The 26,746-nt window shown below is 65.0% G+C and carries 25 protein-coding genes and 1 pseudogene; 5 read left to right on the plus strand and 21 right to left on the minus strand.

Going from position 1 to position 26,746, the window contains the following annotated elements; translation table 11 throughout:
• Window positions 1-29: 29 nt before the first annotated feature.
• A complete protein-coding gene (locus B4383_RS14270) occupies window positions 30-1,334 on the minus strand; it encodes a glutamate-5-semialdehyde dehydrogenase (RefSeq protein ID WP_078291148.1) in 1,305 nt (434 codons plus the stop codon).
• 56 nt (window positions 1,335-1,390) lie between these two features.
• On the opposite strand from B4383_RS14270, the gene B4383_RS14275 reads away from it, so the two are divergent.
• Window positions 1,391-2,257, plus strand: a complete 867-nt coding sequence (locus B4383_RS14275; RefSeq protein WP_078291150.1) for a ribokinase — start codon at window positions 1,391-1,393, stop codon at window positions 2,255-2,257.
• 1 nt (window position 2,258) lies between these two features.
• On the opposite strand, the gene B4383_RS14280 is transcribed toward B4383_RS14275, so the two are convergent.
• From B4383_RS14280 to rplU, 8 genes are all read right to left on the minus strand, one after another.
• Complete coding sequence (locus B4383_RS14280; protein ID WP_286144061.1) at window positions 2,259-2,762, minus strand: hypothetical protein; 504 nt, start codon at window positions 2,760-2,762, stop codon at window positions 2,259-2,261.
• Window positions 2,763-2,869: 107 nt separating this feature from the next.
• Window positions 2,870-3,463, minus strand: coding sequence for a hypothetical protein (locus B4383_RS14285; protein ID WP_078291154.1), 594 nt, complete (start codon window positions 3,461-3,463; stop codon window positions 2,870-2,872).
• A 172-nt stretch (window positions 3,464-3,635) separates the two neighbouring features.
• On the minus strand, window positions 3,636-4,253 hold the full coding sequence (locus B4383_RS14290; protein WP_139360772.1) for a hypothetical protein: 618 nt from the start codon (window positions 4,251-4,253) through the stop codon (window positions 3,636-3,638).
• 34 nt (window positions 4,254-4,287) lie between these two features.
• Window positions 4,288-4,926 (minus strand): hypothetical protein, encoded by a 639-nt coding sequence (locus B4383_RS14295; protein ID WP_139360773.1) that lies wholly within the window; start codon window positions 4,924-4,926, stop codon window positions 4,288-4,290.
• Between the two features lie 139 nt (window positions 4,927-5,065).
• A complete protein-coding gene (gene proB / locus B4383_RS14300; protein ID WP_078291163.1) occupies window positions 5,066-6,172 on the minus strand; it encodes a glutamate 5-kinase in 1,107 nt (368 codons plus the stop codon).
• The gene (obgE, locus tag B4383_RS14305; RefSeq protein ID WP_078291165.1) at window positions 6,169-7,617 is read right to left on the minus strand and encodes a GTPase ObgE; all 1,449 of its coding nucleotides are present in this window, start codon (window positions 7,615-7,617) and stop codon (window positions 6,169-6,171) included. Before obgE ends, proB begins: the two co-directional genes overlap by 4 nt.
• Before the next feature lie 53 nt (window positions 7,618-7,670).
• Complete coding sequence (gene rpmA, locus B4383_RS14310; protein ID WP_030095129.1) at window positions 7,671-7,928, minus strand: 50S ribosomal protein L27; 258 nt, start codon at window positions 7,926-7,928, stop codon at window positions 7,671-7,673.
• A 13-nt stretch (window positions 7,929-7,941) separates the two neighbouring features.
• Window positions 7,942-8,253, minus strand: a complete 312-nt coding sequence (gene rplU, locus B4383_RS14315; RefSeq protein WP_078291167.1) for a 50S ribosomal protein L21 — start codon at window positions 8,251-8,253, stop codon at window positions 7,942-7,944.
• A gap of 310 nt (window positions 8,254-8,563) precedes the next feature.
• Between rplU and B4383_RS14320 the strand changes: the two genes are divergently transcribed.
• Both B4383_RS14320 and B4383_RS14325 read left to right on the plus strand, forming a co-directional pair.
• Complete coding sequence (locus tag B4383_RS14320; protein ID WP_078291169.1) at window positions 8,564-8,905, plus strand: hypothetical protein; 342 nt, start codon at window positions 8,564-8,566, stop codon at window positions 8,903-8,905.
• A gap of 46 nt (window positions 8,906-8,951) precedes the next feature.
• Window positions 8,952-9,284: a heme-binding protein gene (locus tag B4383_RS14325; RefSeq protein WP_078291285.1), complete on the plus strand. Its 333-nt coding sequence runs from the start codon at window positions 8,952-8,954 to the stop codon at window positions 9,282-9,284.
• A gap of 7 nt (window positions 9,285-9,291) precedes the next feature.
• Here B4383_RS14325 and B4383_RS14330 read toward each other — a convergent pair whose 3' ends face one another.
• The 6 genes from B4383_RS14330 to B4383_RS14355 all read right to left on the minus strand — a co-directional run bounded on the left by B4383_RS14330 (window position 9,292) and on the right by B4383_RS14355 (window position 18,255).
• Window positions 9,292-11,994: an Rne/Rng family ribonuclease gene (locus B4383_RS14330; protein WP_286150631.1), complete on the minus strand. Its 2,703-nt coding sequence runs from the start codon at window positions 11,992-11,994 to the stop codon at window positions 9,292-9,294.
• 531 nt (window positions 11,995-12,525) lie between these two features.
• Window positions 12,526-12,936 carry a nucleoside-diphosphate kinase gene (ndk, locus tag B4383_RS14335; RefSeq protein WP_078291174.1) on the minus strand — a complete coding sequence of 137 codons (411 nt, stop codon included), beginning with the start codon at window positions 12,934-12,936 and terminating at the stop codon, window positions 12,526-12,528.
• A 10-nt stretch (window positions 12,937-12,946) separates the two neighbouring features.
• Complete coding sequence (locus tag B4383_RS14340; RefSeq protein ID WP_078291177.1) at window positions 12,947-13,387, minus strand: DUF4233 domain-containing protein; 441 nt, start codon at window positions 13,385-13,387, stop codon at window positions 12,947-12,949.
• On the minus strand, window positions 13,384-14,820 hold the full coding sequence (locus B4383_RS14345) for a folylpolyglutamate synthase/dihydrofolate synthase family protein (RefSeq protein WP_078291180.1): 1,437 nt from the start codon (window positions 14,818-14,820) through the stop codon (window positions 13,384-13,386). The genes B4383_RS14340 and B4383_RS14345 overlap by 4 nt, the downstream gene beginning before the upstream one ends.
• Window positions 14,817-17,465 carry a valine--tRNA ligase gene (locus B4383_RS14350; protein ID WP_078291183.1) on the minus strand — a complete coding sequence of 883 codons (2,649 nt, stop codon included), beginning with the start codon at window positions 17,463-17,465 and terminating at the stop codon, window positions 14,817-14,819. The genes B4383_RS14345 and B4383_RS14350 overlap by 4 nt, the downstream gene beginning before the upstream one ends.
• Before the next feature lie 175 nt (window positions 17,466-17,640).
• Complete coding sequence (locus tag B4383_RS14355) at window positions 17,641-18,255, minus strand: DUF937 domain-containing protein (protein WP_078291187.1); 615 nt, start codon at window positions 18,253-18,255, stop codon at window positions 17,641-17,643.
• Window positions 18,256-18,382: 127 nt separating this feature from the next.
• On the opposite strand from B4383_RS14355, the gene B4383_RS14360 reads away from it, so the two are divergent.
• Window positions 18,383-19,537 (plus strand): FAD-dependent monooxygenase, encoded by a 1,155-nt coding sequence (locus B4383_RS14360; protein ID WP_078291190.1) that lies wholly within the window; start codon window positions 18,383-18,385, stop codon window positions 19,535-19,537.
• Window positions 19,538-19,546: 9 nt separating this feature from the next.
• Window positions 19,547-20,239: a VOC family protein gene (locus B4383_RS14365; protein ID WP_078291193.1), complete on the plus strand. Its 693-nt coding sequence runs from the start codon at window positions 19,547-19,549 to the stop codon at window positions 20,237-20,239.
• On the opposite strand, the gene B4383_RS14370 is transcribed toward B4383_RS14365, so the two are convergent.
• From B4383_RS14370 to B4383_RS14395, 6 genes and pseudogenes are all read right to left on the minus strand, one after another.
• The gene (locus B4383_RS14370; RefSeq protein WP_176126594.1) at window positions 20,236-21,495 is read right to left on the minus strand and encodes a YibE/F family protein; all 1,260 of its coding nucleotides are present in this window, start codon (window positions 21,493-21,495) and stop codon (window positions 20,236-20,238) included. The two genes, B4383_RS14365 and B4383_RS14370, sit on opposite strands and share 4 nt — an antisense overlap.
• A 5-nt stretch (window positions 21,496-21,500) precedes the next feature.
• A complete protein-coding gene (mobA, locus tag B4383_RS14375) occupies window positions 21,501-22,067 on the minus strand; it encodes a molybdenum cofactor guanylyltransferase (protein WP_078291198.1) in 567 nt (188 codons plus the stop codon).
• A 93-nt stretch (window positions 22,068-22,160) separates the two neighbouring features.
• Window positions 22,161-22,385 (minus strand): annotated as a pseudogene (locus tag B4383_RS14380) (transglycosylase family protein); the annotation flags it as partial.
• 860 nt (window positions 22,386-23,245) lie between these two features.
• Window positions 23,246-23,554, minus strand: coding sequence for a hypothetical protein (locus B4383_RS14385; RefSeq protein ID WP_078291203.1), 309 nt, complete (start codon window positions 23,552-23,554; stop codon window positions 23,246-23,248).
• Between the two features lie 143 nt (window positions 23,555-23,697).
• Window positions 23,698-24,786 carry a 2-oxoacid:ferredoxin oxidoreductase subunit beta gene (locus tag B4383_RS14390; protein WP_078291205.1) on the minus strand — a complete coding sequence of 363 codons (1,089 nt, stop codon included), beginning with the start codon at window positions 24,784-24,786 and terminating at the stop codon, window positions 23,698-23,700.
• Window positions 24,783-26,744 (minus strand): 2-oxoacid:acceptor oxidoreductase subunit alpha, encoded by a 1,962-nt coding sequence (locus B4383_RS14395; RefSeq protein WP_078291208.1) that lies wholly within the window; start codon window positions 26,742-26,744, stop codon window positions 24,783-24,785. The genes B4383_RS14390 and B4383_RS14395 overlap by 4 nt, the downstream gene beginning before the upstream one ends.
• Between the last annotated feature and the right edge of the window lie 2 nt (window positions 26,745-26,746).

Here is a 26,746-nt window from a genome sequence, read left to right on the forward strand (position 1 = left end):
CTCGGTTCGGTCCACTCGTTCTCCAGGTGTTAGGCGGGACGGATCTGACCGTCTCCGAAGACGATCCACTTGGTTGTGGTCAGTTCGGGCAGCCCCATGGGGCCGCGGGCGTGCAGCTTCTGTGTCGAGATGCCGATCTCCGCGCCGAAGCCGAACTGCTCGCCGTCGGTGAACGCGGTGGAGGCGTTGACCATCACGGCCGCACTGTCCACACGATCGGTAAATTCCTGGGCTGCACCAAGATTCGCAGTAACGATGGCATCGGTGTGCCCACTGGAGTACTGCTCGATGTGGCGAACTGCGGCGTCGAGATCGTCGACGACGGCGGCCGCGATATCCAATGACAGGTATTCGGTGCCGAAGTCCGCCTCGGTCAGCGGAACAACGCCGGGCACTGCCAGGTCACCGTGCACGGTGACCCCGGCGGCCTGCAGCGCGCCGATGAGCCGCGGCACCGCGGCCTCCGCGATCTCACGGTCGATGAGGAGCGTCTCGGCGGCATTGCACACGCTCGGGCGACGGGTCTTGGAGTTCAACAGGATCCGCTCGGCCAGCTCGAGGTCGGCATCGGCATGCACATACACATGACAATTGCCGACCCCGGTTTCGATGGTAGGCACCTGCGCGTCGCGGACCACGGCGTCGATGAGGCCGGCGCCGCCACGCGGAATCACGACATCGACGAGGCCGCGCGCCTGGATGAGATGGGTCACCGTCACCCGGTCCTGGCTGTCGAGCAGCTGGACGGCATCGGCGGGCAGCCCGCTGGCGAGCAGCGATTCACGCAGCACCCGCACGAGTTCGGTATTGGAGGTTGCAGCCGACGAGCTGCCGCGCAGCAGCACCGCGTTGCCCGACTTGAGAGTCAACCCGAATGCGTCGACCGTGACGTTCGGCCGCCCCTCGTACACCATGCCGACCACGCCGAGCGGCACCCTGAGCTGACGCAACCGCAGTCCGTTGGGCCGGGTTGAGCCGCGCAATACCTCCCCGACGGGGTCCGGCAGACCTGCGACCTGACGCAGTCCATCAGCTATCCCGGCGATCCGGCGCGCGTCCAGCGCAAGACGATCGAGCATGGCCACACCGATACCGGCGTCTCGGGCTCGCTGCAGGTCATCGGAGTTGGCCGTGATGATCGAATCGGTGGCGGCGACAATCGCATCGGCCGCCGCGCGAAGCGCGATGTTCTTCGTGTCGGCGGTGAGCCGGGCCAGATCGCGGGCCGCGACCCGCGCCCGCCGGGCGGCATCATGAACGTCTGCGCGCAGATCTGCGGCGGCACCGGAGACGTCCGCCGTGGGTGCGGCCAACTCGTTGGTTGAAACGCTCATCGTGTCAGGGTATCCGGGTGCCCGAAATGTAGCTGCGCCAGGACTAGCCTAGGCGGGTGACCGAGTTAGCCACAGTATGTGTCCTCGGCAGCGTCAACATGGATTTGACGTTGCGGGTGGAGGAGCTGCCCGCCCCAGGTGCGACGGTGCTGGCGACGTCGGCCCTGCCCTCGCCTGGAGGCAAGGGCGCCAATCAGGCCGTCGCCGCAGCGCGTGCGGGCACCTCGGTGCAGTTCATCGGAGCGGTGGGATCCGATGGCGCCGCACCGATGCTGCGATCTCACTTGGCAGACAACAACATTGGCCTCGACGGACTCGTCGAGGTGGACGGGCCCAGTGGAATGGCCACCATCACCGTGGACGATTCCGGCGAGAACTCCATCGTGGTGGCTCCCGGCGCCAACAGTGCCTTCACCTTGGACGAGAAGGTGCACAAGGACATCATCTGCTCGCACGATGTGTTGCTGTGCCAGTTGGAGATCCCGGTTCCGGTCGCTCTGGTAGCGGCGCGGTGGGCCGCCGAGGCCGGTAAGCAATTCGTACTCAACGCTTCCCCGGGACCCGAGCGCTCACCCGACCTGGCGGAGCTGGCCTTTCGCGCGAGCGTGGTCATCGTGAACGAGACCGAGGCCAAATCCTGGTTGTATCCGTCGCGGCACCTGGTGACCACGCTGGGCGACGAGGGATCGCGTTACCGCAGCCCTCACGGGGAGATCACGGTTCCGTCGTATCCAGTGCGGCCGATCGACACCACCGGCGCCGGTGATGTGTTCGCCGGCGTGCTGGCGGCGTGGTGGCCGTACGGAGCCGAGACGGCACTGCGGCGGGCGAATGTGGCCGGTGCGCTCGCCACACTGCGCACAGGCGCCGGGAACTGTGCTCCGTCGGCGGCCAGGATCGAGCTGTCGCTCAAGGGGGCCTGAGTCAGCGGACCGTCAGGACCGGGTTGCAGTACCGCCAGGCATCACGCTCGTAGGTCAGGTACCAATCGGACGTGGTGGTCTTGGGCGAATCGTTGCCCCACACCGACGACGTGGTCACCGTGGCCGTCGCGTTCTTGGCCTCGATGACATTGACCTTGTCGATGTTGGTGACCGTCAGATGCGCGTTCTCCCGTACTACCTGCACCGAGGCCTGCCGGAAGGCGGCGGCGTCCTTGCGTTTGGCGGCGTCAAGCAGCCTGTCCAGCGTTTCCTGGGTGAGTTTGGGGAACTTGGCATACAGATCCGAGGGCTTGACGAAGTCGTCCCATGTCGGGATCCGCGACTCGTTGTTCGCCAGTTCGCGGTCGCGATACTTATCGCAGGTCAGGTCGCCGATCTTGTTGGTGTCGACATCGTTGTATGCCTTTTCCCAGGCCCGCACATGTTCTGTCACCGCGTCACGGTTGGGCGCCGCACCCGCACCGGGCGCCCCGAGTGTGGCCAGCGTGGCGAGCGCTGCGACGACTGCGAACGCTCGCTTCACGGTTCCCTCCCCTGGTTGGCAGTGCTTTATCACGTTATCGCCGCAGGACACCGTCCGTTACGTTCGGGCTAGGCCCCGCCGCCCGGCGGCGCGCAGTCCAGCCACTTTCCGTCTTCCTTGACGTACTTGACGGTCTGCTTCTCCTCCGAGGGGGTCTTGTTCCCCGACGTGGTGGTGATCGTGATATCCGCTGTGGCCTGGTCACCCTTGATTTCGATGTTCTGCACATCGGTGACCTTGACGGTGATGAGCGATTTCAGCAGATTGCGCATCGCCGTCTGGTACGCCTGCTCGTCCTGAGCGACAAGACTGTCGACCACAGCATTGATGACGTCTTGCGGCACCGTGGGGAACTTCTGGGCCAACAACCCCCGCAGCGCGTCACCGGCGCCTGGCACCGTGGCGATCTCGGGCGGCGCGATTTCACTCATCGGTGGAATGGGCGGTCCGCTCTGGGCGGTGGCATCCCGATACTTCGCACACTTGGTCTCGGCCAGCTTCGCGAAATCAAAGCTCGAGGTGTACGTGTTCTGCTTCTCGATCAGGGCCTTGATCTGTTTCTCGTCGCGCGCCGTCGCGAGCGCCTCAGCGTTGGGCTGACCGTCACCCTCCACGGTTTGCGTGCAACCCACCCCACCGAACAGCAGCGCCCCCAGCAGCACCGCCCCGGCCCATCTCCGGCAAACCATGACAACCCTCGCTCGTATCGACCACTCGTCTCCGAGCTAATTTCTATCAGTCCAGATCAGCTCGTGCACCCTGACCGAGCAAACCTACCAGCCAACAGGCGTGCGGAGATCGCGCTCGTGATGGCGCCGCCAGCCGCCAGATCCGTTAGGCCCCGGCGCCGGTCAGGGCCTCCAGCAGCGGCTCATCGTTGCCGATCGCAGTTTCAGTTTGCGTGGCTTCGGGCGTGCAGTCCTTCCAGACGCCGTCCTCGCGCACGAACTTTCGCGGCTCGTTTCCACGTCCGCCGGTGTTGCGAAACGCGATGGTCCCGTTGGCCGTATCGCCGGTCACCGTCACCTTGCTGACCTTGAAGGTCAGGTGCGCGAAGGTTTCCACCCAGAAACGATGCCACGCCGACGACAACGCGTCCTGGTCTTGGTTGTCCACGGCGGTCACGAAGTCCTCAACGGCAGCGTTTGAAGCCAGGGGAAACACCTCGCGAACCTTCGCACGCAGCTTCTTCAGGTTCGCGCCCTCCAAACGGCTGACCTCGGGCGGGGAGAACGACTGCCCCCAATCCGATTCGATCTTGTCCCGAACGTCACCGCAGAAGAACGACGCGTACTGCACGGCGTCCACAGCCTGCAGCGCCGACAGCCGTCCCGCGGTGACATCCCGGATCTCGGCCTCATCTGCCCCGGTGGCGCTTGCGACAGCGGTCTGCGCAAGCAGCCCGATGGCCACGAAAAGCGCTGCCAACCAAGCGAAGACATTCTTTGACACGGTCATTCTCCTTCGATCCAGATTTTCATCGTCGCTATCCCGTTGCACGCACGTCACCGATGTCACCGAGAAGTCCTTGGGGCGCTTCACCCTTCAGGGAGGGCGCCGCGGAATCGGATGCGGCCGGAGGAGCCGTGCAGTCCGTCCAGTCGCCGCTCTCGCGGAGGAACTGCCATTGGACAGTGCCCGACGCCTTGCCCAGTGTGGCCTGCACGGTCACATCGGCCTGGTCACCGGTGACCTGCACCTGCCGCACTCGATATGAGTAGTGGGAGAACTCCTCCCGCAGAATCCCGAGCCACGCCTGGTGATACGCATCCCGATCACCTTCGGTGGCGGCATTGACGAAATCCTGGATCGCGATAGCCGACACCGTGGGGAAGTTCTTGCGCAGCACCGAAGTCAGTCGCTTCGGATTGGCTCCCTCAAGATCCTCGAAGGGCGGCGGCGTGATGTTGCGCTGCACCCACGCCTCGTAGGCATCGCGATACTCAGCACAGAAGTTCTGTGCATAGGCAGTGGGATCGAGCGCCCGCAGTGCGGTCAGCTCGGCGGCAACCACCTGCCGGATCTGGCTTTCGTCGGTAGATGTCGCCGCGGCGACGGCTGACGATGTCACCGCCCCCAACGCAATCACCACCGCACTCACGAGCCCGGTCAACCGCCCTGCCATCGATACCCCTCCGTGCCTGACCAGCGCAGAGCACACGCCGCGTCGAAATTGGGGAACCTACCCCAAGCTGTGAACCAGCTGACAATTTCTATCAGGCGCCGTTGCGATGCGCCACTCTTTCGAGCAAGGCACGAAGCGCTCAGGTGACGAGGTCGTCGGCATGCACCGCGGGGCGCCGCAGATCCTCGGGAAGCTCGCTGGTGGAACGGCCCAGCATGGTCGCCAATTCGGCGGCGTCATAGGCCACCACGCCACGACCGACCATGGCGCCCTCGGCATCGCGAAGTTCGACGACATCGCCGCCGTGGAAGCGCCCGGACACCTCGGTGATTCCGGCGGGCAGCAATGAACGGCGCGACGCCACCACCGCGCGCACGGCACCCGCGTCGAGGCTCAGCGAGCCGGTCGCCTCGGCCGCGTAGCGCACCCAGAACTTGCGGGCCGACATGCGTTGCGGTCGCGCGGCGAAGACAGTTCCGCAGGAGCCGTCCCCCAAGGCTGCCTCGGCCTCGGTTGCCGAGGCCAGCAGCACCGGGACACCGGCGTCCGCGGCCAACAGCGCCGACGAGAGTTTCGATGCCATTCCCCCGGTGCCGCGGGAACCACCCGGCCCGGCGATCACACCTTCCAGATCCTCCGGTCCACCGACCGCGGAAATGAAGCGTGCGTTTCCCTTTCGGGGGTCAGAGTCGTAGAGCCCATCGATGTCGGAAAGCAACACCAGTGCATCGGCACCCACGAGATGAGCGACGAGCGCCGACAGGCGGTCGTTATCTCCGAAGCGAATCTCGTTGGTGGCCACGGTGTCGTTCTCGTTCACGACGGCCACCGCGTGCAGTGCCCGTAGCCTGTCGAGAGTGCGCTGGGCGTTGGTGTGATGCACGCGCATGGAGATGTCGTGGGCAGTCAACAGCACCTGGCCCACGGTGCGTTGATAGCGCGCGAAGGCTGCGCTCCAGGCACTGATGAGCGCAACCTGGCCTGCGCTGGCGGCCGCCTGCTTGGTCGCCAAATCCGTGGGGCGCTTGGTCAATCCGAGCGGAACCATGCCGGCCGCGATCGCTCCCGACGACACGATCACCACATCGGACCCGGCCTTCATCCGGCCCTCGATGGCCTCGACGAGGTACTCCATCCGGTCGGCACTGAATGTTCCGGTCGCATCAGTGAGGGCAGCGGTGCCGACCTTCACAACGACGGTGCGTGCCGCCTGAATTGCGTGGCGTGCCTGCGCACCCGTGTTCACTCCGGCTCCACCTGCCCGCGGCGCACCCGCCGGGCCTGGCGACGCTCGGACGCACCCACTCGATCGACCTTGTCGATACGTGAATCGGTGCCGCGCCCGCTGAGGGTCACATCGACACCCGCCGGAGTCTGCGGTTCCCAATCGAAAGTCATATCGCCGATGGTGACCGCGCAGCCGGGTTGTGCACCCAGCTTGAGCAGCTGATCTTCGACACCGAGGCGTGCCAGCCGGTCGCCGAGATAGCCCACGGCCTCGTCGTTTTCGAAGTTGGTCTGGCGAATCCAGCGTTCGGGGCGCACTCCGCGCACCACGAATCCACCGGGGTTCTCCGCGTCGGGGATCACGGTGAAGCCACTCTCGTCGACCGGGATAGGCCGAATCACCGCGCGGGTCTTCACCTGTGCGGGCTGTGCTGCGCGGGCCGCCTGGATCATCTCCCACAGCGCGAAGGTCAACGGCCGTAACCCATCCCGGGTCAGCGTCGACACCTTGAAGACCGGCCAGCCGCGCTTGGAGACCTCTTCGGTGACAAAGTCGGCAAGCTCGGCGGCCTCGGGCACGTCGACCTTGTTGAGCACCACCGCACGAGGCCGGTCGGCCAGATCACCCAACACAGAATCAGCTTGCAACGTCGGTTGATACCGCGCCAACTCATTTTCCAGGGCGTCGATATCGGAAACGGGGTCGCGGCCGGGTTCCAGCGTCGCGCAGTCGACAACGTGGACCAGCACCGCGCAGCGCTCGATATGCCGCAGAAACTCCAGACCCAACCCGCGCCCGTCGGCCGCACCGGGGATCAGACCGGGGACATCGGCCATCACAAAGGAGTGCTCTCCGGTGGTCACCACGCCCAGGTTGGGTACCAATGTCGTGAACGGATAGTCGGCGATCTTCGGCTTTGCGGCCGAAAGCACCGAGACCAGAGACGATTTACCTGCCGACGGGAACCCGACCAGCCCAACATCGGCGACGGTTTTCAGTTCCAGGGTGAGGTCGGCTTCGGCTCCGGCCTCACCGAGCAAGGCGAATCCGGGGGCCTTACGGGCACGAGACGCCAACGCGGCATTACCCAGTCCGCCCCGGCCACCGGCGGCGGCGTCGAAACGCGTACCGGCGCCGACCAAGTCGGCAAGGATCCGGCCGTCTCCGTCGAGCACGACGGTGCCGTCGGGCACCCTGAGAATCAGGTCGTCACCGTTGGAACCGCTGCGATGGCCACCCATGCCCTGCGTACCGTTGGGTGCCTGCAGGTAGGGATGGAAGTGGAAGTCCAGCAAGGTATGCACCTGCGGGTCCACTTCGAGAATCACGCTGCCGCCACGACCGCCATTGCCGCCATCGGGGCCGCCGAGTGGTTTGAACTTCTCGCGATGCACCGAAGCGCAGCCATGACCGCCGGTACCTGCCTTGGCATGGATGACAACACGGTCAACAAAACGAGGCATTAAGCCTCCTTCACACTGTTCTGTGCTCGGTCACACCGAACACAGAACACCAATTAAGCGTCGACCGGGAGGATGTTGACGACCCGGCGACCACGGCGAGCGCCGAACTCGACGGTGCCCGCGGAGGTCGCGAACAGAGTGTCGTCGCCGCCACGCCCGACGTTCACGCCGGGGTGGAAGTGAGTGCCGCGCTGACGGACCAGGATCTCGCCGGCCTTGACGAGCTGGCCACCGAACCGCTTGACGCCGAGCCGCTGCGCGGCGGAGTCACGACCGTTGCGCGAGCTAGACGCGCCCTTCTTGTGTGCCATGAAGTCAAATCCTCTACTTGATCCCGGTGACCTTGAGCACGGTCAACGGCTGACGGTGACCCTGCCGCTTGTGGTAGCCGGTCTTGTTCTTGAACTTGTGGATGCGAATCTTCGGACCCTTGGTGTGCTCGAGGATCTCCCCGGTCACTGCCACCTTGGCCAGCTTGTCTGCGTCAGTAGTGACGGTGGCACCGTCCACGACCAGAGCGACGGGCAGCTGCACCGAGGAGCCGGGCTCCGATTCGATCTTCTCGACCTTCAACACGTCACCGACGGCAACCTTGTACTGCTTGCCACCGGTCTTGACGATTGCGTACGTCGCCATCGTTGCGCTACCTCTGCTCTGCTCTTCGGACGCGCGCAACCAGGTCGGCTGGCGCATCTGGATCGTGGGTGGGCCCGCTCAGTTCTTCCGCTAGCCCGCATGCCGCGGGCCGGAAGCCTCGTGACAACTGCTCAAGGCTACGTGACCAGCGGGCAAAGGGTCAAACCGGCACCCCCCTGTTCGGCGATGCCGGAACCCCAATCGCACTCGCGCCGGGAGTGATCGGAAGTACACTCGCCTCACTGAGCCTGGACCACCGCAGATAACCGTACAGATCGGCGGGCGATCCTCGACGTGCGGAGGTACGGCGGTGCGAACGATTCGGTGCTTCCTTTCTGCCAGCGTGGCGATCCTGCTACCGGCGCTCGGCGTAATCGCCGCCCCGCCATCGGCGGCCGAATGCGTCAACGCCAACGGAACCACCCTGTGCGCGCAAGGTGATGTCCGCGGAGGCGGGAGTACTACGTCCTCGACGCCGTATGTCCCGTACCCCTGCGAGAACGACTGGTACTGCGACAACTGGGGAATGGACGTCATCCTCGGATCTAGTCACGACTCGCCGCCACCACCCACCATCAACCCGTCGCCACCGCCCGATTTCGGGCGTCCGGGTCGTCCAGGTGGCGGAGGCGGCATCGGTGGGCCACGCTGATCAATACCGTTCCAGCAGTGATCAATTCGAGTACAGAGGAGTGATGATGACAGCTTGGGCCACTCGCGGAATGGCCGGTGGACTGCTCGGTGTCGCCGCCGCGCTGGTACTGAACGGAGCCGTCACGGCCGCCGCCGATCCCCCGCCCAACTGCACGGCCGCGGATATGGCGGGTGTCGCGACAGGTGTCTCCGCCGCCACATCGACGTACCTGTTCACGCATCCGGAGGTGAACGACTTCTTTACGAGTCTCAAGGGCCAGCCCAAAGACCAGGTACGCGAGAAGGCCCGGCAGTACCTGGACGAGAATCCCCAGGTGAAGGCCGATCTACAGGAGATTCGCCGACCGCTTGGGGATTTCCGGGAACGCTGCAACTAGCAGCGGCCTAATGGTCGACCGGAGGCCCCGCGGCGCGCGCGGCCGACCGCCTCCGCCGGGGACGCGTGGGCGCCTTGGCGGGCGGTTCAGGGTCGGCGACCGGTGCTACGGGCTCGTCTGACTCTTCGGCGGCAACCTCGGGCACGTTTTCGGCCTCGAATTCCGGCGTGACATCACCGTCGGCGGGCTCGGGTTCACCATTTGGGATATCCGGAGTCTCCGCGCTCTGGACAGCCTCGACAATCTCGTCGACCTCATCGATCGCGTCGTTGTCCAGCACGTCCTCGGCCGCGTCGCCGTCTTCCCCATCTTCGTGGTGGCCATTGGCGGCCGCCATCGCCCTGAACATCGGGTGTTCACCCTGCGGGTGGGGTGGGGTGCGGACGACCACCACTTCGGGCTCATCCGCCTTGCCCTTGCGGGAACGCTTGGTACGGCGGCCGGTTTCGGCCTTCTTGGTTCCCCCGGCTGCCGCGCCCGCGTTATCGACGGGGTCGACATGCAGCACGATGCCCCGGCCCGCGCAATGGGCACAGGTCGACGAGAACGCCTCAATCAGGCCCGTGCCGAGCTTCTTGCGGGTCAGCTGCACCAGCCCCAGCGAGGTCACCTCGGATACCTGGTGGCGCGTGCGATCGCGTCCCAATGCCTCGGTGAGGCGCCGCAGCACCAGGTCCCGGTTGGATTCGAGCACCATGTCGATGAAGTCGATGACGACGATTCCGCCGACATCGCGCAGGCGCAACTGCCGGACGGTTTCCTCGGCGGCTTCCAGGTTGTTGCGGGTGACCGTCTCCTCCAGGTTGCCGCCGGCACCGGTGAACTTTCCGGTGTTGACGTCGACAACCGTCATGGCCTCGGTGCGATCGATGACCAGAGTGCCGCCGGAGGGCAGCCACACCTTGCGGTCAAGCGCCTTGGCCAACTGTTCGTCGATGCGATGTACCGCGAAGACGTCCGGACCGTCAGTCGGCTCATATCGATTGATGCGCGAAAGAAGATCGGGGGCAACGCTTTTCACATAATCGTCGATGGTGCCCCAGGCCACATCACCCTCGATGATGAGCGTGGAGAAGTCCTCGTTGAACAGGTCACGAACCACCTTGACCAGCACGTCGGGCTCCTCGTAGAGCGCCATGGCGGCCCCGGATGCCTTCGAGGTGAGTTCGGTGGAACGCTGCTCAATGTCCTGCCACTGCTCCTGCAGGCGCTGCACATCGGCACGAATGTCGTCTTCTCGCACACCTTCTGACGCGGTGCGAATGATGACACCGGCATCCGAGGGGACGATATCCCGCAGAATCTCTTTGAGACGCTGCCGCTCGGTGTCGGGGAGCTTGCGGCTGATTCCGGTCGACGACGCACCCGGCACGTACACCAGATAACGACCCGCCAGCGAGATCTGCGTGGTCAGTCGGGCACCCTTATGCCCCACCGGGTCCTTGCTGACCTGGACCAGGACGTAGTCGCCCGACTTGAGTGCCTGCTCGATCTTGCGGTTGGAGCCGCCAAGACCGGCAGCCTCCCAGTTGACCTCACCGGCATACAGCACACCGTTGCGACCACGACCGATGTCGACGAAGGCGGCCTCCATCGAAGGCAGCACGTTCTGCACGACACCGAGGTAGATGTTGCCCACCAGCGAGGCCGACGCGGCTGACGTCACGAAATGCTCGACGAGCACACCGTCCTCCAGGACGGCGATCTGCGTGTACCGGGCGCCCTCGTGCGGCGGTTCTGTACGGGTCTTGTCCCGAACCACCATCACCCGGTCGACGGCCTCACGCCGGGCCAAGAACTCCGCCTCGGTCAGGATCGGCGGGCGGCGCCGTCCGGCATCACGTCCGTCACGGCGGCGCTGACGCTTGGCCTCCAGACGGGTAGATCCGGAAATACCCTGAATCTCGTCGCCGCGCTCGGCGCGCTCAGCGCGTGGTTTGCGCTCGTGCACAACGGTGTTCGGCGGATCGTCATCCGAGGCGCTATCGCCGTCGTCACCAGTTCCGGCCTTGCGCCGGCGCCGGCGGCGCCGACGGCGGCTGGCACCCTCGGGCGTGTCGCCATCCTCAGCGTTCGACTCGTCACCCTCAGCGGCGGCGGAATCAGCGTCGGCGTCCTCGGCAGCATCCTCACCATCGGTGGCCTCGCCACCCTCGGTATCGGATTCCTCTGCATCGGCACCCGCCTGCTCGCCGCGACCGCGTCCGCGACCACGACGTCCCCGTCGCCTGCGACGCGCCGCGGGACGGTCACCGTCATCCTCGGCGTCTGAATCGTCCCCGTCGCCGGAGTCCTCATCGGGGTCCTCAGCGCTGTCCGTCACGACGGGCGCGGGGCGTTCCTGCGGCTCGGGAGCCTGTGGTGCCACGAAGAGCGGTCCGTAGTCATACGCGGTGGGTCCCGCGGCCGCGGGAGTCGGCACCGCGGCGGCCTCGATGATGGTCGGCTCCGCGACGAGGATGGGCCCGGTCGGCGGGGCGTCAGGGTCCTCGGCGACTACCTCGGCGGGCTCCTCGGCAACTACCGGCGCGGGGTCCTCACTCGCTGCCGGGGTGGCGGGCTCTGCCTCTCCGGCGAGCACTTCACGTACCTTCGCGGCGTCCTGCTTGTCGACATTCGAATGGGGGCTACGGGCGCGCCCATCCAGCTTGGACAGCGCGTCGAGTACGCGACGGGTGGAGGTCCCGAGGACACGCGCGAGGCTGTGCACCCGCAGCTTCTCGGGTAGTTCTCCCTGCTCAGCAGGGAGTTGCGGAGTGTCCGGCGCTAACGCGGCGGAGTCCCCTTCTGGAGTGCTGGTGTGTAGGTCTTCTGGTAGCTCATAGTCGGCCACTTATTCTCCTCAAGCCCCCGGGCGCGTCCTTCGGACGCGGCCACGCGAGGGCTTTCTCTCTATGTACCCGGGGATGTCCGGGTTTGTGGTGGTCTTGCTCCGAGCGATCCGTAGCTGCGATACCGCAGTTCCGAACCCACCCGGTGCCTGGCTGGAATGATGGCTTGACGTGCTGCAATGGTAATCGCGCTCGCCGTGTCGTCATTCGGGTTTCCGGCCGGCCCCTATTGGAGTCGAAGTGCCGTGGCCCACATTCAGTATCCCATACGAATCAGACGACGGGCACCAAGCCGTAAACCCGCGCGATCCGCAGGGCCGCAAAACCAAGCGAGTGTGCGGTTTACGTCGAGATTTCGTGGGAAATCGACGCGAACCGCACACTCGCGATGTCAGATCAGGTGGATTGGGTCAGAGGGCCGGGAACCAGAGCGCGATCTCGCGCACCGCCGATTCGGGCGAGTCGGATCCGTGCACCAGATTCTCCTGGGTTTCCAGGGCGAAATCACCGCGGATGCTGCCGGTCGCGGCCTTCTCGACGGGATCGGTGCCGCCGGCGAGCTGACGGAAGGCGGCGATAGCACGCGGCCCCTCCAGCACAGCCGCCACCACGGGCCCCGAGGTAATGAATTCCAACAGCGAGCCGAAGAACGGCTTCTCCTTGTGCTCGGCATAGTGCGCGCTTGCCAGCGACTCGTCGACATTCTTGAGCTCAAGGGCAGCCAGCGTCAGGCCCTTCCGCTCAATACGGTTCAGCACCTCACCGACAAGTCCCCGCCGCACACCATCGGGCTTGATCAAAACCAACGTCCGCTCAGTCACGGGCGACAGCCTACTGGTCGGTAGTACGCCCCTGCTGACCCGGCAGCTCACCGCGGCTCTGACGGTCACGGACCTGGTTGCGCATGTACCAGATCAGCAACCAGACACCGAGAAACAACAGCCCGACGAAGCCGATCGCGGCGTTCACCAAGAATCCCGCCACCAGGACCACCTGGAGTGCCAGATTGGCCCGGAGCGCCCACGACCGACCCTGCATGCCGGTGAGTAGGACCATCGCCACGGCGACCCCGATGAGGTACGTCAGCGATAACGGCGAGAGGCCGCCGCCCACCATCTTCACCACCGGGATGGCCAGCAGCACCACGATCGTCTCCAGGATCAGCGTGCCCGCCATCACCCCGCGAAAACCCCGCCAAGGATCTGGCGGAGCCGCACCGCCGGCGACATTCAGGTCCGCGCCGGGTTCGATTCCATCCTCCGGACTGCTCACTGCGGGTCCTTTCCGAACAGTGTCCGTGCGGCGCCCGCGGTGACAACCGATCCAGTGATCACGATGCCGGTACCCAAAAAGCCTTCCGCTCCGCCATCTTCGGCGGCCTCCTCCACCATTGCCGTGGCGGTTTCGATGGCGTCGAGCAAAGTGGGTGCGACGACGACACGGTCCTCGCCGAAGAACTCGAGGGCGATGGCCGCCAATGCGTCCGTCTCCAATGCGCGGGGCGAGCCGTTATGCGTCACCACGATCTCGTCGAATGCCGGCTCGAGCGCGGCGAGGATTCCGGCGACGTCCTTGTCCCCCATCACGCTGATGACACCGACCAGACGCCGGAAGTCGAACTCTGATTGCAGAGTGTCCGCTAACGCGGCGGCGCCATGGGGGTTGTGGGCGGCATCGAGGAAGACGGCGGGGGCGCTCCGGACGCGTTCCAGCCGCCCGGGAACGATCACCGACGCGAATCCCGCTCGTATCGCATCGATATCGAGCTGACGTTCGGCACCCGCACCAAAGAACGCCTCCACCGCGGCCAGCGCGACCGCCGCGTTATGGGCCTGATGCTCACCGTGCAGGGGCAGGAATATCTCCGGGTACACCCCGCCCAGCCCCTGCAGCTCGAGCACCTGGCCGCCGACCGCTACCTGACGGGACAGGACCGAGAACTCCGAACCTTCCCGTGCCACGGCCGCATCCGCTTCCACGGTTTGGCTCAGCAGCACCTCCATCGCCTCGGGGGCCTGCTGGGCGATGACGGCGACCGTATCGGGGCCTGCCTCACCGGTCATCTCATCAAGCTTGTGCCGCTTGATGATTCCGGCCTTTTCGTTGGCGATAGATGCGAGGTCCGGGCCCAGGAACTCCACATGATCGATACCTATCGGGGTGATCACGGCGACCGGAGCGTCGACGATGTTGGTGGCATCCCAACGCCCACCCAGCCCGACCTCCACCACGCCGATATCGACGGGTGCGTCCGCGAAGGCCACAAAGGCCATGGCGACCAGCACCTCGAACTTGCTCATCGCGGGCCCGCCCTGCTCCTGCGACCGCTTGTCCACCAACTCCACGAACGGTTCGATCTCGGAGTAGATCTCCACGTACTTCGCCGGCGAGATCGGTTGACCGTCAATGGCGATGCGCTCGACCGCCGACTGCAGGTGCGGGCTGGTAGTACGGCCGGTGCGCCGGTGCAGTGCCGTCAACAGCGCGTCGATCATCCGCGTCACCGAGGTCTTGCCGTTGGTACCGGCGACGTGGATGCACGGATACGCACGCTGGGGCGAACCCAGTAATTCCATCAACGCGATGATGCGGTCGGTCGACGGCTCGATCTTCGTTTCGGGCCAACGCTGGTCGAGCAGATACTCGATCTGCAACAGCGCCGCGATCTCGTCGGGCGACGGTTCCGGAAGCAATGACTCGCTCACGCCAGCCCCGCCAAACGGGCGGTGATCCGCTCGACCTCCTCGGTGGCCACCTGCTGGCGGGCACGAATCTTCTCGACCACAGCGTCAGGCGCCTTCGCCAGGAACGCGTCGTTGCCGAGTTTGCTTGTGGTGCCCTCGAGTTCCTTACGCGCGGCGGCGAGATCCTTCTCCAGCCGCCGGCGCTCCGCCTCAAGGTCGACGGTGCCTGAGGTGTCCACCTCGACGGTCACGGTGGCACCGGACAACCGCACCTCCACCGAGGCCGTCGGGCTGAAATCGTCCTCGGCGGGGGTCAGCCAGGCCAGCGATGTCACGGCGGCCAGCTGTCCCTCCAGGCCGGCCTCAGGGATACCCGCTAGACGGGCCGCGACCTTCTGCCGATCACCCAGACCCTGATCGCTGCGGAACCGCCGCACCTCGGTCACCAGCTTCTGCATATCGGCAATGCGCTGCACGGCAACGTCATAGGAGCCGTCCAGGGCAACACCGGAGCCTGTCGGCCAGGCCGCGATCACCACCGACTCCTGACCGGTGACCGTCTTCCACAGCACCTCGGTGACAAACGGGATCACCGGATGCAACAGCCGCAGCAGGGTGTCCAACACGGTCGCCAGCACAGTGCGGGTTCCCTCGGCGCGGTCGGTCATCTGAACCTTCGCCAACTCCAGGTACCAGTCGCAGAACTCGTCCCACGCGAAGTGATACAGCCCCTCGCAGGCAACGCTGAACTCGTAACGATCCAGCGCGGCATCCACCTCGGCCCGCACCTGCTCGAGGCGACCCAAGATCCAACGGTCGGCATCGGTGAGATCGTCGGCGGCGGGCAGCTCGCCCAGTACCGCTCCGTTGATCAGAGCGAATCGCGTGGCGTTGAACAGCTTTGTGGTGAAGTTGCGCGAGGCGCGCGCGGCGTCCTCCCCGACGGACAGATCACCACCGGGGCTGGCACCCCGGGCCAGGGTGAAGCGCAGTGCGTCGGCGCCGAAACCTTCCACCCAATCCAGTGGATCGATGCCGTTGCCCTTGGACTTGCTCATCTTCTGACCGAATTGATCGCGGATCAGGCCGTGCAGGAAGACGTTCTCGAAGGGCACCTTGCCGCCGTGTAGCGCGGGATCGCCGGACACGAAGGTGCCGAACATCATCATCCGCGCCACCCAGAAGAACAGGATGTCGTATCCGGTGACGAGAACGCTTGTGGGATAGAACTTCTCCAGTTCCGGAGTGGCGTCGGGCCACCCCATCGTGGAGAACGGCCACAGCGCCGACGAGAACCAGGTGTCGAGCACATCGGGGTCCTGCTCATAACCCTCGGGCGCCGTCTCGTCCGGTCCCAGACACACGATCTCGCCGTTTGGACCGTGCCAGATGGGGATGCGGTGGCCCCACCACAGCTGACGAGAGATACACCAGTCGTGCATGTCGTCAACCCAGGCGAACCAGCGCGGCTCCAAGCTGGCCGGGTGAATCACGGTGTCACCGTTACGGACCGCATCGCCCGCGGCCTTGGCCAGTGGCTCGACCTTGACCCACCACTGCATCGAAAGCCGTGGCTCGATGGGCTCACCCGAGCGCTCGGAGTGTCCGACGCTGTGCAGGTAGGGGCGCTTCTCGGCGACAATGCGACCCTGCTCGGCCAGCGCCTCACGCACCTTCACCCGCGCCTCGAACCGATCCATTCCGTCGAATTGCGTTCCGCTGTCTGCGATCCTGCCGTGGGTGTCCATAATGGTGGGCATCGGCAGGTTATGCCGCAGCCCGATCTCGAAGTCATTCGGGTCGTGGGCGGGAGTGACCTTGACGGCTCCGGTGCCGAATTCGGGGTCGACATGCGTGTCCGCGACGACCGGTATCGATCGGTCCTGGAACGGATGCGCCAGTTCGGTGCCAACGAGGTGCCGGTAGCGCTCGTCATCGGGATGCACCGCGATGGCGGTGTCACCCAACATCGTTTCCAGACGAGTCGTCGCGACCACCAGGTGCGGCTGGTTGTCGTCGAGGGAGCCGTACCGGAAGGAGACCAGCTCGCCCTCGATCTCCTTGTGGTTCACCTCGATATCGGACAACGCCGTTTGCAGCTCGGGTGACCAGTTGACCAGCCGTTCGGCACGGTAGATCAGCCCGGCGTCGAACAGCTTCTTGAAAATGGTGCGCACCGCGCGGGACAGACCCTCGTCCATGGTGAAACGGTCGCGGCTCCAGTCGACACCGTCGCCGAGGCGACGCATCTGTGCGCCGATGGTGCCGCCGGACTCGCGTTTCCAGTCCCACACCTTGTCGATGAACAGCTCGCGACCGAAGTCCTCTTTGGTCTTGCCGTCGACGGCCAGCTGCTTTTCCACCACGCTCTGGGTGGCGATACCGGCATGATCCATACCAGGTAACCACAGCACCTCATAGCCCTGCATCCGTTTGCGGCGGGTCAGTGCGTCCATGAGGGTGTGGTCGAGCGCATGGCCCATGTGCAGGCTGCCGGTGACGTTCGGGGGCGGCAGCACAATCGAGTAGCCAGGCTTGTCACTGGCGGGATCGGCGGTGAAGTATCCGGCGTCCACCCAGCCCTGATAGAGGTCCGCCTCTACCGCTCCCGGGTCCCATGAAGTGGGCAGGGAGCTGGCGGCGTTCGTATCAGGGCTTTGGGTCACCCATCAGATTCTAGGGTTGCCGGTCCACGGCTTTTCACGCGCCGAGCGTGACGCCACCGCACGATTGGGGGCCGCGCGCCACACCGAGGGCATATCCGTCAGACAAGGCGGGCCCTGATGCGACAAAACCACCCGGTCCGTGAGGCGCCGGGTGGTTTTGTCTTCTGCTGTGTGGCTACTTCTTGCCGCCGAGCAGCCCGCCGAGGATGCTGCCGAGGGCGTCGCTGCCGCCCTTGCTGCCGAGCACGCTGCCCAGGATGCTGCCGAGCGGGTTGTTCCCGCCCGAGGCAGCCCCGCCGCCGACGGCGCTTCCGAGGATGTTGCCCAGGATGTCACCGATACCGCCCCCACTGGCCGCGGGCGCCTCTGCGGGCGCGGCCTGCGCGCCACCGCCGGTGAGCTTCTTGGCGACGAAGGCCAGAACGATCGGGGCAAGGATCGGCAGCAGCTGCTTGATCAGGTCGCTGCTCCCCGCGCCCGCCCCGGCCAGCTTCGCGGCGACATCGTCGGCGTTGTTGTCGCCGAACAGCGAAGCGACAACCGCGTTGCCTGCGTTCTGATCGACATCCTCGACGTTCACTCCGCCGTCGAGAAGGGTGCTCGGGGCGCTGCTGACATTGGCCTGCAGATCAGCGGCCTTATCCGGGTCGTCGGCATTAGCCTGGAATCCGCCCACAAGCAGCGGCACCACGGACTTGATCGCCTTGTCGGCGGTCTCGCTGTCGACCCCAAGCTTCGCTGCGATCTGGTCGGTGGGAATCTCGTTGAACAGCTCGTCGAGTGTGGCCATGGGTCTCCTCCTAGATAACTGGGGTTTGGTAAACCTTAGCCAAGCAGATCAGCCCCGAGTGAACGAATGCCGAACATCACAACCTCAGACCCTTTACCCCTGTGGGGTCCACCCATAACGTCAAGCTATGAGCGGCCACATCGTCGTGGTTGGTGCCGGTATCGCCGGCCTGGCCACCGCAGTCGCGTTACAACAGTCAGGACGTGATGCCGTCGTTCTCGACGACCGGGACGGCACTTCCGCTGGCTACGCGATTACCTTGTGGCCCAATGCATTAGCGGCATGCGACGCTCTCGGTGTCGGCGACGATGTGCGTGACGCCAGCGCACGTGTGGAGGCCGGCATGGTGCGCTGGCACGACGGGCGAATACTGCGGGAACCGCCGAACGGACAACTCACCAAGGTAGTGGGCGAACCTGTCGCGGTCACCGAACGCAATCAACTCCTGGCGATTCTGGTCGCCCGGCTCGCACCGGGAACCGTGCGCTACGGCGCCCGAGTGAGCAACGTCCGAGATGGGCTGCACGGCACCTCCGTCGAGCTGTCCGACGGTGTGTCGCTCACCGCCGCCGCGGTCATCGGAGCGGACGGGATCGGATCGCTGGCCGCCCAGTATCTCAATGGACCGCTCTCGTTCCGATACTCCGGATATACCGCGTGGCGCGGGATATCCAACGTTGCGATTCCGGATGAGCTGGCCGGGGTCACCGTGGGACCGGGGATCGAATTCGGCCACCTGCCCATGTCTGGCGGCCGCACCTACTGGTTCGCCGGCGAGCGGTCCCACGAGGCACAACGCGCATCTGACGGCGAAATCGACTACTTGGCAAGGAAGTTCAGCGAGTGGGCGGAACCCATACCCGACCTGTTGAGCCAGAGCGACGAGTCATCGGTGCTCCGCGGCGATATCTACGACCGCGGACGTCTGCGCCGGATCACCGGCGGTCGGGTGGTACTGGTCGGTGACGCCGCGCATCCGATGCGGCCACACCTGGGCCAGGGCGGATGTCAGTCGCTCGAGGATGCCGCGGTACTGGGCGCCACGATATCCGAACGTTCCTCTCTGCCAAGCGCTTTCCGCGAGTACGCGCGCCGCCGAAAGCCCCGCACCCGGGTGGTGGTCCATCGAAGTCGCCAGATCGGGCACGCGACCTTTGCACGGCCTGCGGCGTTGGGCGGGCTGCTGGTACGCGCTTCGGGCCGACTACCGGCCTCGTTGTTCTGGCGGCAGCTCCGGGGCATTGCCGGATACGACGCGTGCGACATAGCGGTTCACCCCTAGGATCTCCTCGTGTCCCTTCCCGGGCCGGAGCCCGCGCCCAGCGCCAGTCTCAAGGACTTCTGCGTCGACGCGATACTGCCGGTGCCCGTGGCCAAGTTCTGGGCCTCGGCCATCGGCGGCGAGATCGATATCGACGAGGCCGGCGAGGCCCTGATCCGGCGCGGCAAGGATGTCGACATCTGGGTCAATCGCGTCCCGGAGGCCAAGTCCGTCAAGAACCGTGTGCACTTCGACCTCTATGCGCGTACCCCAGAGGACCTCACCGCGCTGGGCGCGACGGTACTGACAGCCGAACCTGATTGGGTCGTGATGGCCGACGTCGAGGGCAACGAGTTTTGCGCGTTCCTCGATCCCCATCTCGAAAGCGACACGCCCGCAAGCCTCTTCGCAGTGTGCACCGATAGCGATAGACCGGTGGAAATCGCCCGGTGGTGGCAGGGTCTCGTCGGCGGCACACTTACTCGCGGCCCCGACGGCACCCTGCGGTGGCTGCGCGATGGCGCCGGATGGGGTGACCTGATCTGGAAATTCGTCCGGGTTGGCGACGAGCGCGTGGTGAAGAACCGCTGGCACTGGGATGTGCGCGCCGACGCCGCCGAATTGGTACACGACGGTGCCCGCGCACTCCGCGGCCCCGATACCGATATCCGCTGGACCGTGCTGACCGACCCAGACGGAAACGAGTTCTGCGCCTTCGGCTAGGCCGCGTGCCCGCCTTCGGCGACACGCGCTTGACGGGGTGTCGCCAGGGCCGCCGCGATGGCCGTCGTCAGGGGAACCGAGAGCACCAGTGCGATACCGCCCACCGCGGACCGGGCGATCTCGATCGCCACACCTTCGCTTGTCAGCACGTCACCGAGGGAGCGGTTGGCGACGCTGAACAGCAGCATGAGCGGTAGCGAGTTCCCCGCGTACGCCAGCACGAGCGTGTAGACCGTGCTGGCGATGTGATCGCGCCCTACCCGCATGGCGCCCAGGAACACGTCCTTACGCGTGGAGCCATCGCCCAGCTCTGCCAGTTCGAACACCGTTGACGCCTGCGTGACGGTCACATCGTTGAGAACACCGAGCGATCCGATGATGAACCCGGCCAGCAGCAGCCCGGATATCGACACTCCCCCCATGTACGCGGCGACTTCATTGTTCTGCTCGTCGGACAGGCCCGTCAGGTGCGTCACCTCGATGACCGCCCAGGACAGTCCCGCGGCGAAAAGCATCGCCGTGAGCGTGCCCAGCAGCGCCGCGCTGGTGCGCATGCTGACCCCGTGGGCAAGGTAGATGACGACGAACAGGATCGTGGCCGACGCGATCAGTGCCAGCGGTAGCGCGGGGCCGCCGTCGCGTAGTGCCGGAAGCAGGAAGACCGCCAGCACCAGGAAGGCCACCAAAATACCCACTAGTGCACGCAATCCACGCCAGCGCGCCACCAGACAGATGACTATCGCGAACGCCGCGGCGACCGCGACCAACGGCCAGGTGCGTTCGTAGTCGTAGAAGCTGTAGGTGGTGGCGCCCTGCGTATCGACCTGTCTGGTGATCCGGATGTGTTCTCCGGCAGCGAGAGTCGGTTGCCCGCCACCGGAAGTGAACTCCAGCTGAGTCTTGGCCCCCGAGTTGGGGCCGGAGGTAATGGCGATGAGGTCAAGCGCACAGGACGATTCGGGGGTCTGCCCCGCCGCGGGATCGGCGGTGAGCACCTGCCCGGTCGACGGGCTGCCGCATTCGCCGAGGCGCGTCGACAGCACCGTGCCCGACTCCGTGGTTACCGCGCCACCGTGGGCGTTTTGGTACGGCAGCGGAATGTCCGCGGTGCGGTGCTCGGGCCACAACGTCACCAGCCCGATAAGGACAGCGACCCCCATCGCGGCGAGCAGACCCACCACGATCCGGGCGGCGTTGGATCCAAGAGGTGCCGGACCCGTCGGCATCGCGTGGGAATGACTATGAGAATGCGACACGCCTGTCAGGGTAGAGGTGGCAAGGCGTTCAGATCCGCCTCTGTGTTCACGTTCACGACCCATGTCGGGTCGGATATCGAAATTCGTTGCGCACCAACGCGCTCAATCAGTGCGCCGATCCGACGTTCCCCCGCTGAGGTCAACTCATCAATGGCTTCGCATAGGCCTACGTCATAGAGTGCGGCCAGGTAGTGATCCCGGCCGGCGACGTTGGCCAAGACGATGCGGCCGCTGCTGGTCGCGAGTTCCTCGATAAGTGCCGCACAGGCCAGGGGCATGTCGACGGCGCAGACGAAGGCTCTGCCAGCCCCCCGGTCCCCGGCGGCCCGTAGCCCCTGCCCCAGCGCCACCAGTGGCCCCTGGCCGGGTTCACGGTCATCCACGATGACCGCCTGCAGATCCCCGATGTCCTGCCCGGGCGCGCGCACCACGATCACCGGTGCGCACCGTGAGCTCGCCGTCCGCACCATGCGTTGGACCAATGTCTGCCCGCCCCAGCGGATGGCCGCCTTATCGCGCCCCATGCGGCGCGACGCACCGCCGGTGAGCACGACTGCCGCGAGTTGGTCCATGAAAGAAAGGTACGCACAGAAACCACACAAGCCACCAAGGGGAACGTCATCGCCCCTGGTGGCTTGTCTGAGGTAGAGCCGTGGTTCTCGGGTCTAGCCGCGCCGTCCGCAGACGGGCCATGCGCCGATACCCTGCCGGGCCAGCACGTTCTCGGCGATCCGGATCTGCTCCTCGCGCGAGGCAAGGTGCGGGGAGCCGGAGCCGCCGTTGGAGCGCCAGGTGCCCATGTTGAACTGCAGACCGCCGTAATAGCCGTTTCCGGTGTTGATTCCCCAGTTGCCACCGGACTCGCAGTTCGCGATGGCATCCCAGTTGACCGGATCCGCACTCGCTGTTCCAGCCAGCGCCATCGGAGCCGCGACAAGCGCGCCGGTGATGGCTGCTGCGGTAAGCGTTTTGCGGATGTAATTCATGTCGTTCCTCTCGCCGGGCACGCACCGAACACCACCCGCTTGCGGATACCGCGGCGGGTTCAGGCACACCTCCAGGCGAGGTGGACATCGTCGTCGGATCGCGCCGTCTCGGTCGGGCGCGACAAGGGAGGCGGCTGCCGCCTCACCGGCTTGTGGTGGCCGGCGGCCAGACCGCCTCGCAGCGTTCCTGGCCCCATTTGCACACAGGGTTCACGGTTCGGAGTTTTGCTCCGATTTGTTGACGTGTCGGACCGTACGGAACCACTCAGCGAAAGTCATCTCGCGACACGCACATTCCAAACCAATAACGAAACGATTACAGAGCTAATCTTCAGCGACTAACCCCAGGTCACTTAGGAAATTCTCAGGTTCTCTTAAAGTTGGCCCTACCTGTGATAAGTGAGTTAGATCACGCTGAATTTGTGAGCCCGGCCACGATTGCGGCAAATCACTCAAGTAACAATAGGAACTTCAATAACGCACGGCGCGGCGAATTGACAAGTTCACTCTATTAACTCTGACATCAGACGCAACACTATTTGCCAATTATCAGTCGCGACACATTATTGACGGAGAAACAATGTGACCATTCCGCGTCGCCTTAAGCATTTCGAGCGAAAAAAGTTGGTACACAGACCGATTCGCCGATCACACACGGAAAGGGCAGCGCGCGAGCGCCGTACGCGATACAAGGGGCGCACCGATGACGTTTTCCGGTTGCCGCACAGAACTTATTTGCGGTAGAAGGCTCTTCAGAACTTCGGTCAGCAGCGCAGTGCGACTACCGCGATCTTGCGTGAGGTCACCGGGACGGTAGTCGGATAGTTCTGCGCATCGCGCCCCGCACCCACATCCGTCACCGGGGACTGCTTTTCCACCGAGGTGACCGTGCACTTGCTCATGTCGCCACCCCCGCTCTTGGTGATGATCACCCGATACCCATTGGCCTTGAGCTCGTTGATGACATCGTTGGCGTTGTCGGCCCCCGGGGCAGCCGCAGCCGTATCTGCACCACCCAACGAGACACCGATCATCGCCACAACTGTTGCTACCGCAATCAGCGACTGCCTCACGGCCTTCTCACCTCGTATCTAGGGCATGAAGGTTGTGTCCCGCACCGGCTGTGGCCCGGAAGCATCAACGTCCCTGCATCCTACGAGAGCGACCGCACATCGCGCGCGAGGAGACGCCGAAGCGTCCGAATACCCGGCTCGGCCTAGCTGACGGTCCAGGTGTCCCGGCCGGTCAGCAGCGCCTGTAACGCTGCGGTGTCACTCGGCTTAGCGGCCGCGGCAGCGGTCAACTGCTCACGGGCCAGATCGTCATAGGTCGCACGCTGCACGCTGCGGAACACGCCCATCACGGTGTGCTCAAGGTCCTGCTCGGACAACCGCGACAGCGCGAAGGCGTAAGCGGGATCATCCGTATGCGCGTCGTGCACCACGATGTCCTCTGCCTTCACATCCACGGTCTTGGCCACTTCAAGACCGAAACCCGAACGGACGACGCAGAGTTCGCCCTCGGCGCCGAAGGTGATCGGCTGGCCGTGGCTCACGTTGATGACGCGCTGCTCGGCGCCTTCCTTGCGCAATAGGTCGAAAGACCCGTCGTTGAAGATCGGGCAGTCCTGCAAGATCTCCACGAGTGCCGAACCGCGGTGGGCGGCTGCGGCGCGCAGCACCTCCGAGAGGCCTTTCTTGTCCGAGTCCAGGGCTCGCCCAACGAACGTGGCCTCGGCACCCAGCGCCAGAGACACTGGGTTGAACGGGTAGTCCAGCGACCCCATCGGGGTCGACTTAGTGACCTTGCCGGTCTCGGAGGTCGGCGAGTACTGCCCCTTGGTGAGGCCGTAGATCCGGTTGTTGAACAACAGGATTGTCAGGTTCACGTTGCGGCGCAGGGTGTGGATCAGGTGGTTACCACCGATGGAGAGGGCGTCACCGTCACCGGTCACCACCCACACCGAAAGGTCCTCGCGAGCTAGCGCCAGGCCGGTCGCGATGGCCGGTGCGCGCCCATGGATCGAGTGCATGCCGTAGGTGTCCAGGTAGTACGGGAACCGGCTGGAGCAGCCGATACCACTGATGAACACGATGTTCTCACGCTTGAGGCCAAGCTCGGGCAGGAAGCCGCGGATGGTGTTGAGGATGACGTAGTCACCGCAACCCGGGCACCAGCGCACCTCTTGATCGGAGGTGAAGTCCTTCGACTTCTGCTCCACATCGGTGGTCGGTACCAGAGCATTGGCAGTCAGGCCAAGCTCCAAACCGTTGAGGCTGCCAGTTCCATTGAGTACGTCGGTCATGCTCGATCCCCTACGGCCACCGCGGATTCACGCGCGAGAATAGCCTTCTGACTTTCCATTTCGGCGAGCGACCCATCCAGGGCCGCATCGATGATTTCTTCCACCTCATCGGCGAGGAAGGCCATGCCCTGCACCTTCGTCACCGACTGCACATCCACCAGGAACTTGCCGCGCAGCAGCAGCGACAGCTGTCCGAGGTTCATCTCCGGCGCAACGACCTTCGGGTACTTGCGCAACACCTCACCCAGGTTCGTCGGGAACGGGTTGAGATGGCGCAGGTGGGCGTGAGCCACCTTGAGTCCCTTACGGCGGGCGCGACGGCATGCCTCACCGATGGGGCCGTAGGAGCTGCCCCACCCGATCATCAGCAGTTGCGCATCACCGGTCGGATCGTCGACCTCCAAGTCCGGCACGGTGATTCCATCGATCTTGAGCTGGCGCAACCGCACCATGAGGTCGTGGTTGGCCGGGTCGTAGGAGATGTTGCCCGAACCATTGGCCTTCTCCAGACCACCGATGCGGTGCTCCAAACCGGGGGTACCCGGAACGGCGAACTGACGGGCCAGCGTCTCCGGATCGCGGTTATACGGCGCGAAGTCCTGATCGGGTGTGGCGAAGGTGTGCTCGATCGCCGGGTAGCTCGCGATATCCGGGATGGCCCACGGCTCAGAACCGTTGGCGATCGCGCCATCGGACAGAATCATCACCGGGGTCCGGTAGGTGAGCGCGATGCGCACCGCCTCGACGGCGATATCGAAGCAGTCCGAGGGCGAACGCGGGGCCAGCACCGCGATGGGTGACTCGCCGTTGCGGCCGTACAGGGCCTGCAGCAGGTCCGCCTGCTCGGTCTTGGTCGGCAGACCTGTCGACGGTCCGCCGCGCTGCACGTCGATCACCAGCAGCGGCAGTTCCGTCATCACCGCAAGCCCCACCGCCTCGCTCTTGAGCGCCACACCGGGGCCGGAGGTGCTGGTGACACCCAGCGCGCCGCCAAACGAGGCGCCCAGGGCCGCACCAATTCCCGCGATTTCGTCCTCGGCCTGGAAGGTCAGCACACCGAAGTTCTTGAGCTTGCTCAGCTCATGCAGGATGTCGGATGCCGGGGTGATCGGGTAGGTGCCCAGCACCACCTGAGTATTTGCAAGCTGGCCCGCGGCGACAACGCCATAGGCCAACGCCGTGTTACCCGAGACCTGACGGTACTCACCGGCAGGAAGCGATGCCTTGGCCACCTCGTAGGTGGTTCCGAAGGCCTCGGTGGTTTCGCCGTAGTTCCAGCCCGCCCGGAACGCCAGGATGTTGGCCTCGGCCACATCGGGCTTCTTCGCGAACTTCTCACGCAGGAACTGCTCGGTGCCCTCGAGCGGACGGTGGTACATCCAGGACAACAGCCCCAACGCGAACATGTTCTTGGTGCGCGCGCCGTCTTTCTTCGAGACCCCGGCGGGCTCGACAGCGCCCAGCGCCAACGTGGTCATCGGAACCTGATAGACCACGTAGTCCGACATGTCGTCGTGCTCCAGCGGATCGGACTGGTAGCCCACCTTGGCCAGATTGCGCTTGGTGAACTCGTCCGAGTTGGCGATCACCATGCCACCGCGCGGCAGATCGCCGATATTGGCCTTGAATGCGGCCGGGTTCATCGCCACCAGCACATCGGGCCGGTCGCCCGCGGTGAGGATGTCGTAGTCGGCAATCTGGATCTGGAAGGACGAAACACCGGGGAGCGTGCCCTGAGGGGCCCGGATCTCGGCGGGGTAGTTCGGCTGGGTTGCGAGGTCATTGCCGAAGACGGCAGCCTCGGAAGTGAATCGGTCTCCGGTGAGCTGCATACCGTCGCCAGAATCTCCAGCAAACCGGATGACGACCTTTTCCAGCTTCTCCGATACGGCTCCGTCGCCCACCGGTGACCTACCTTTCACGACGAACTCTGGCGGTGACGGTACGTACGCCACCATTC

It is taken from the genome of Mycobacterium sp. D16R24 (assembly GCF_002013385.1).
Classification (GTDB): Bacteria; Actinomycetota; Actinomycetes; order Mycobacteriales; family Mycobacteriaceae; genus Mycobacterium.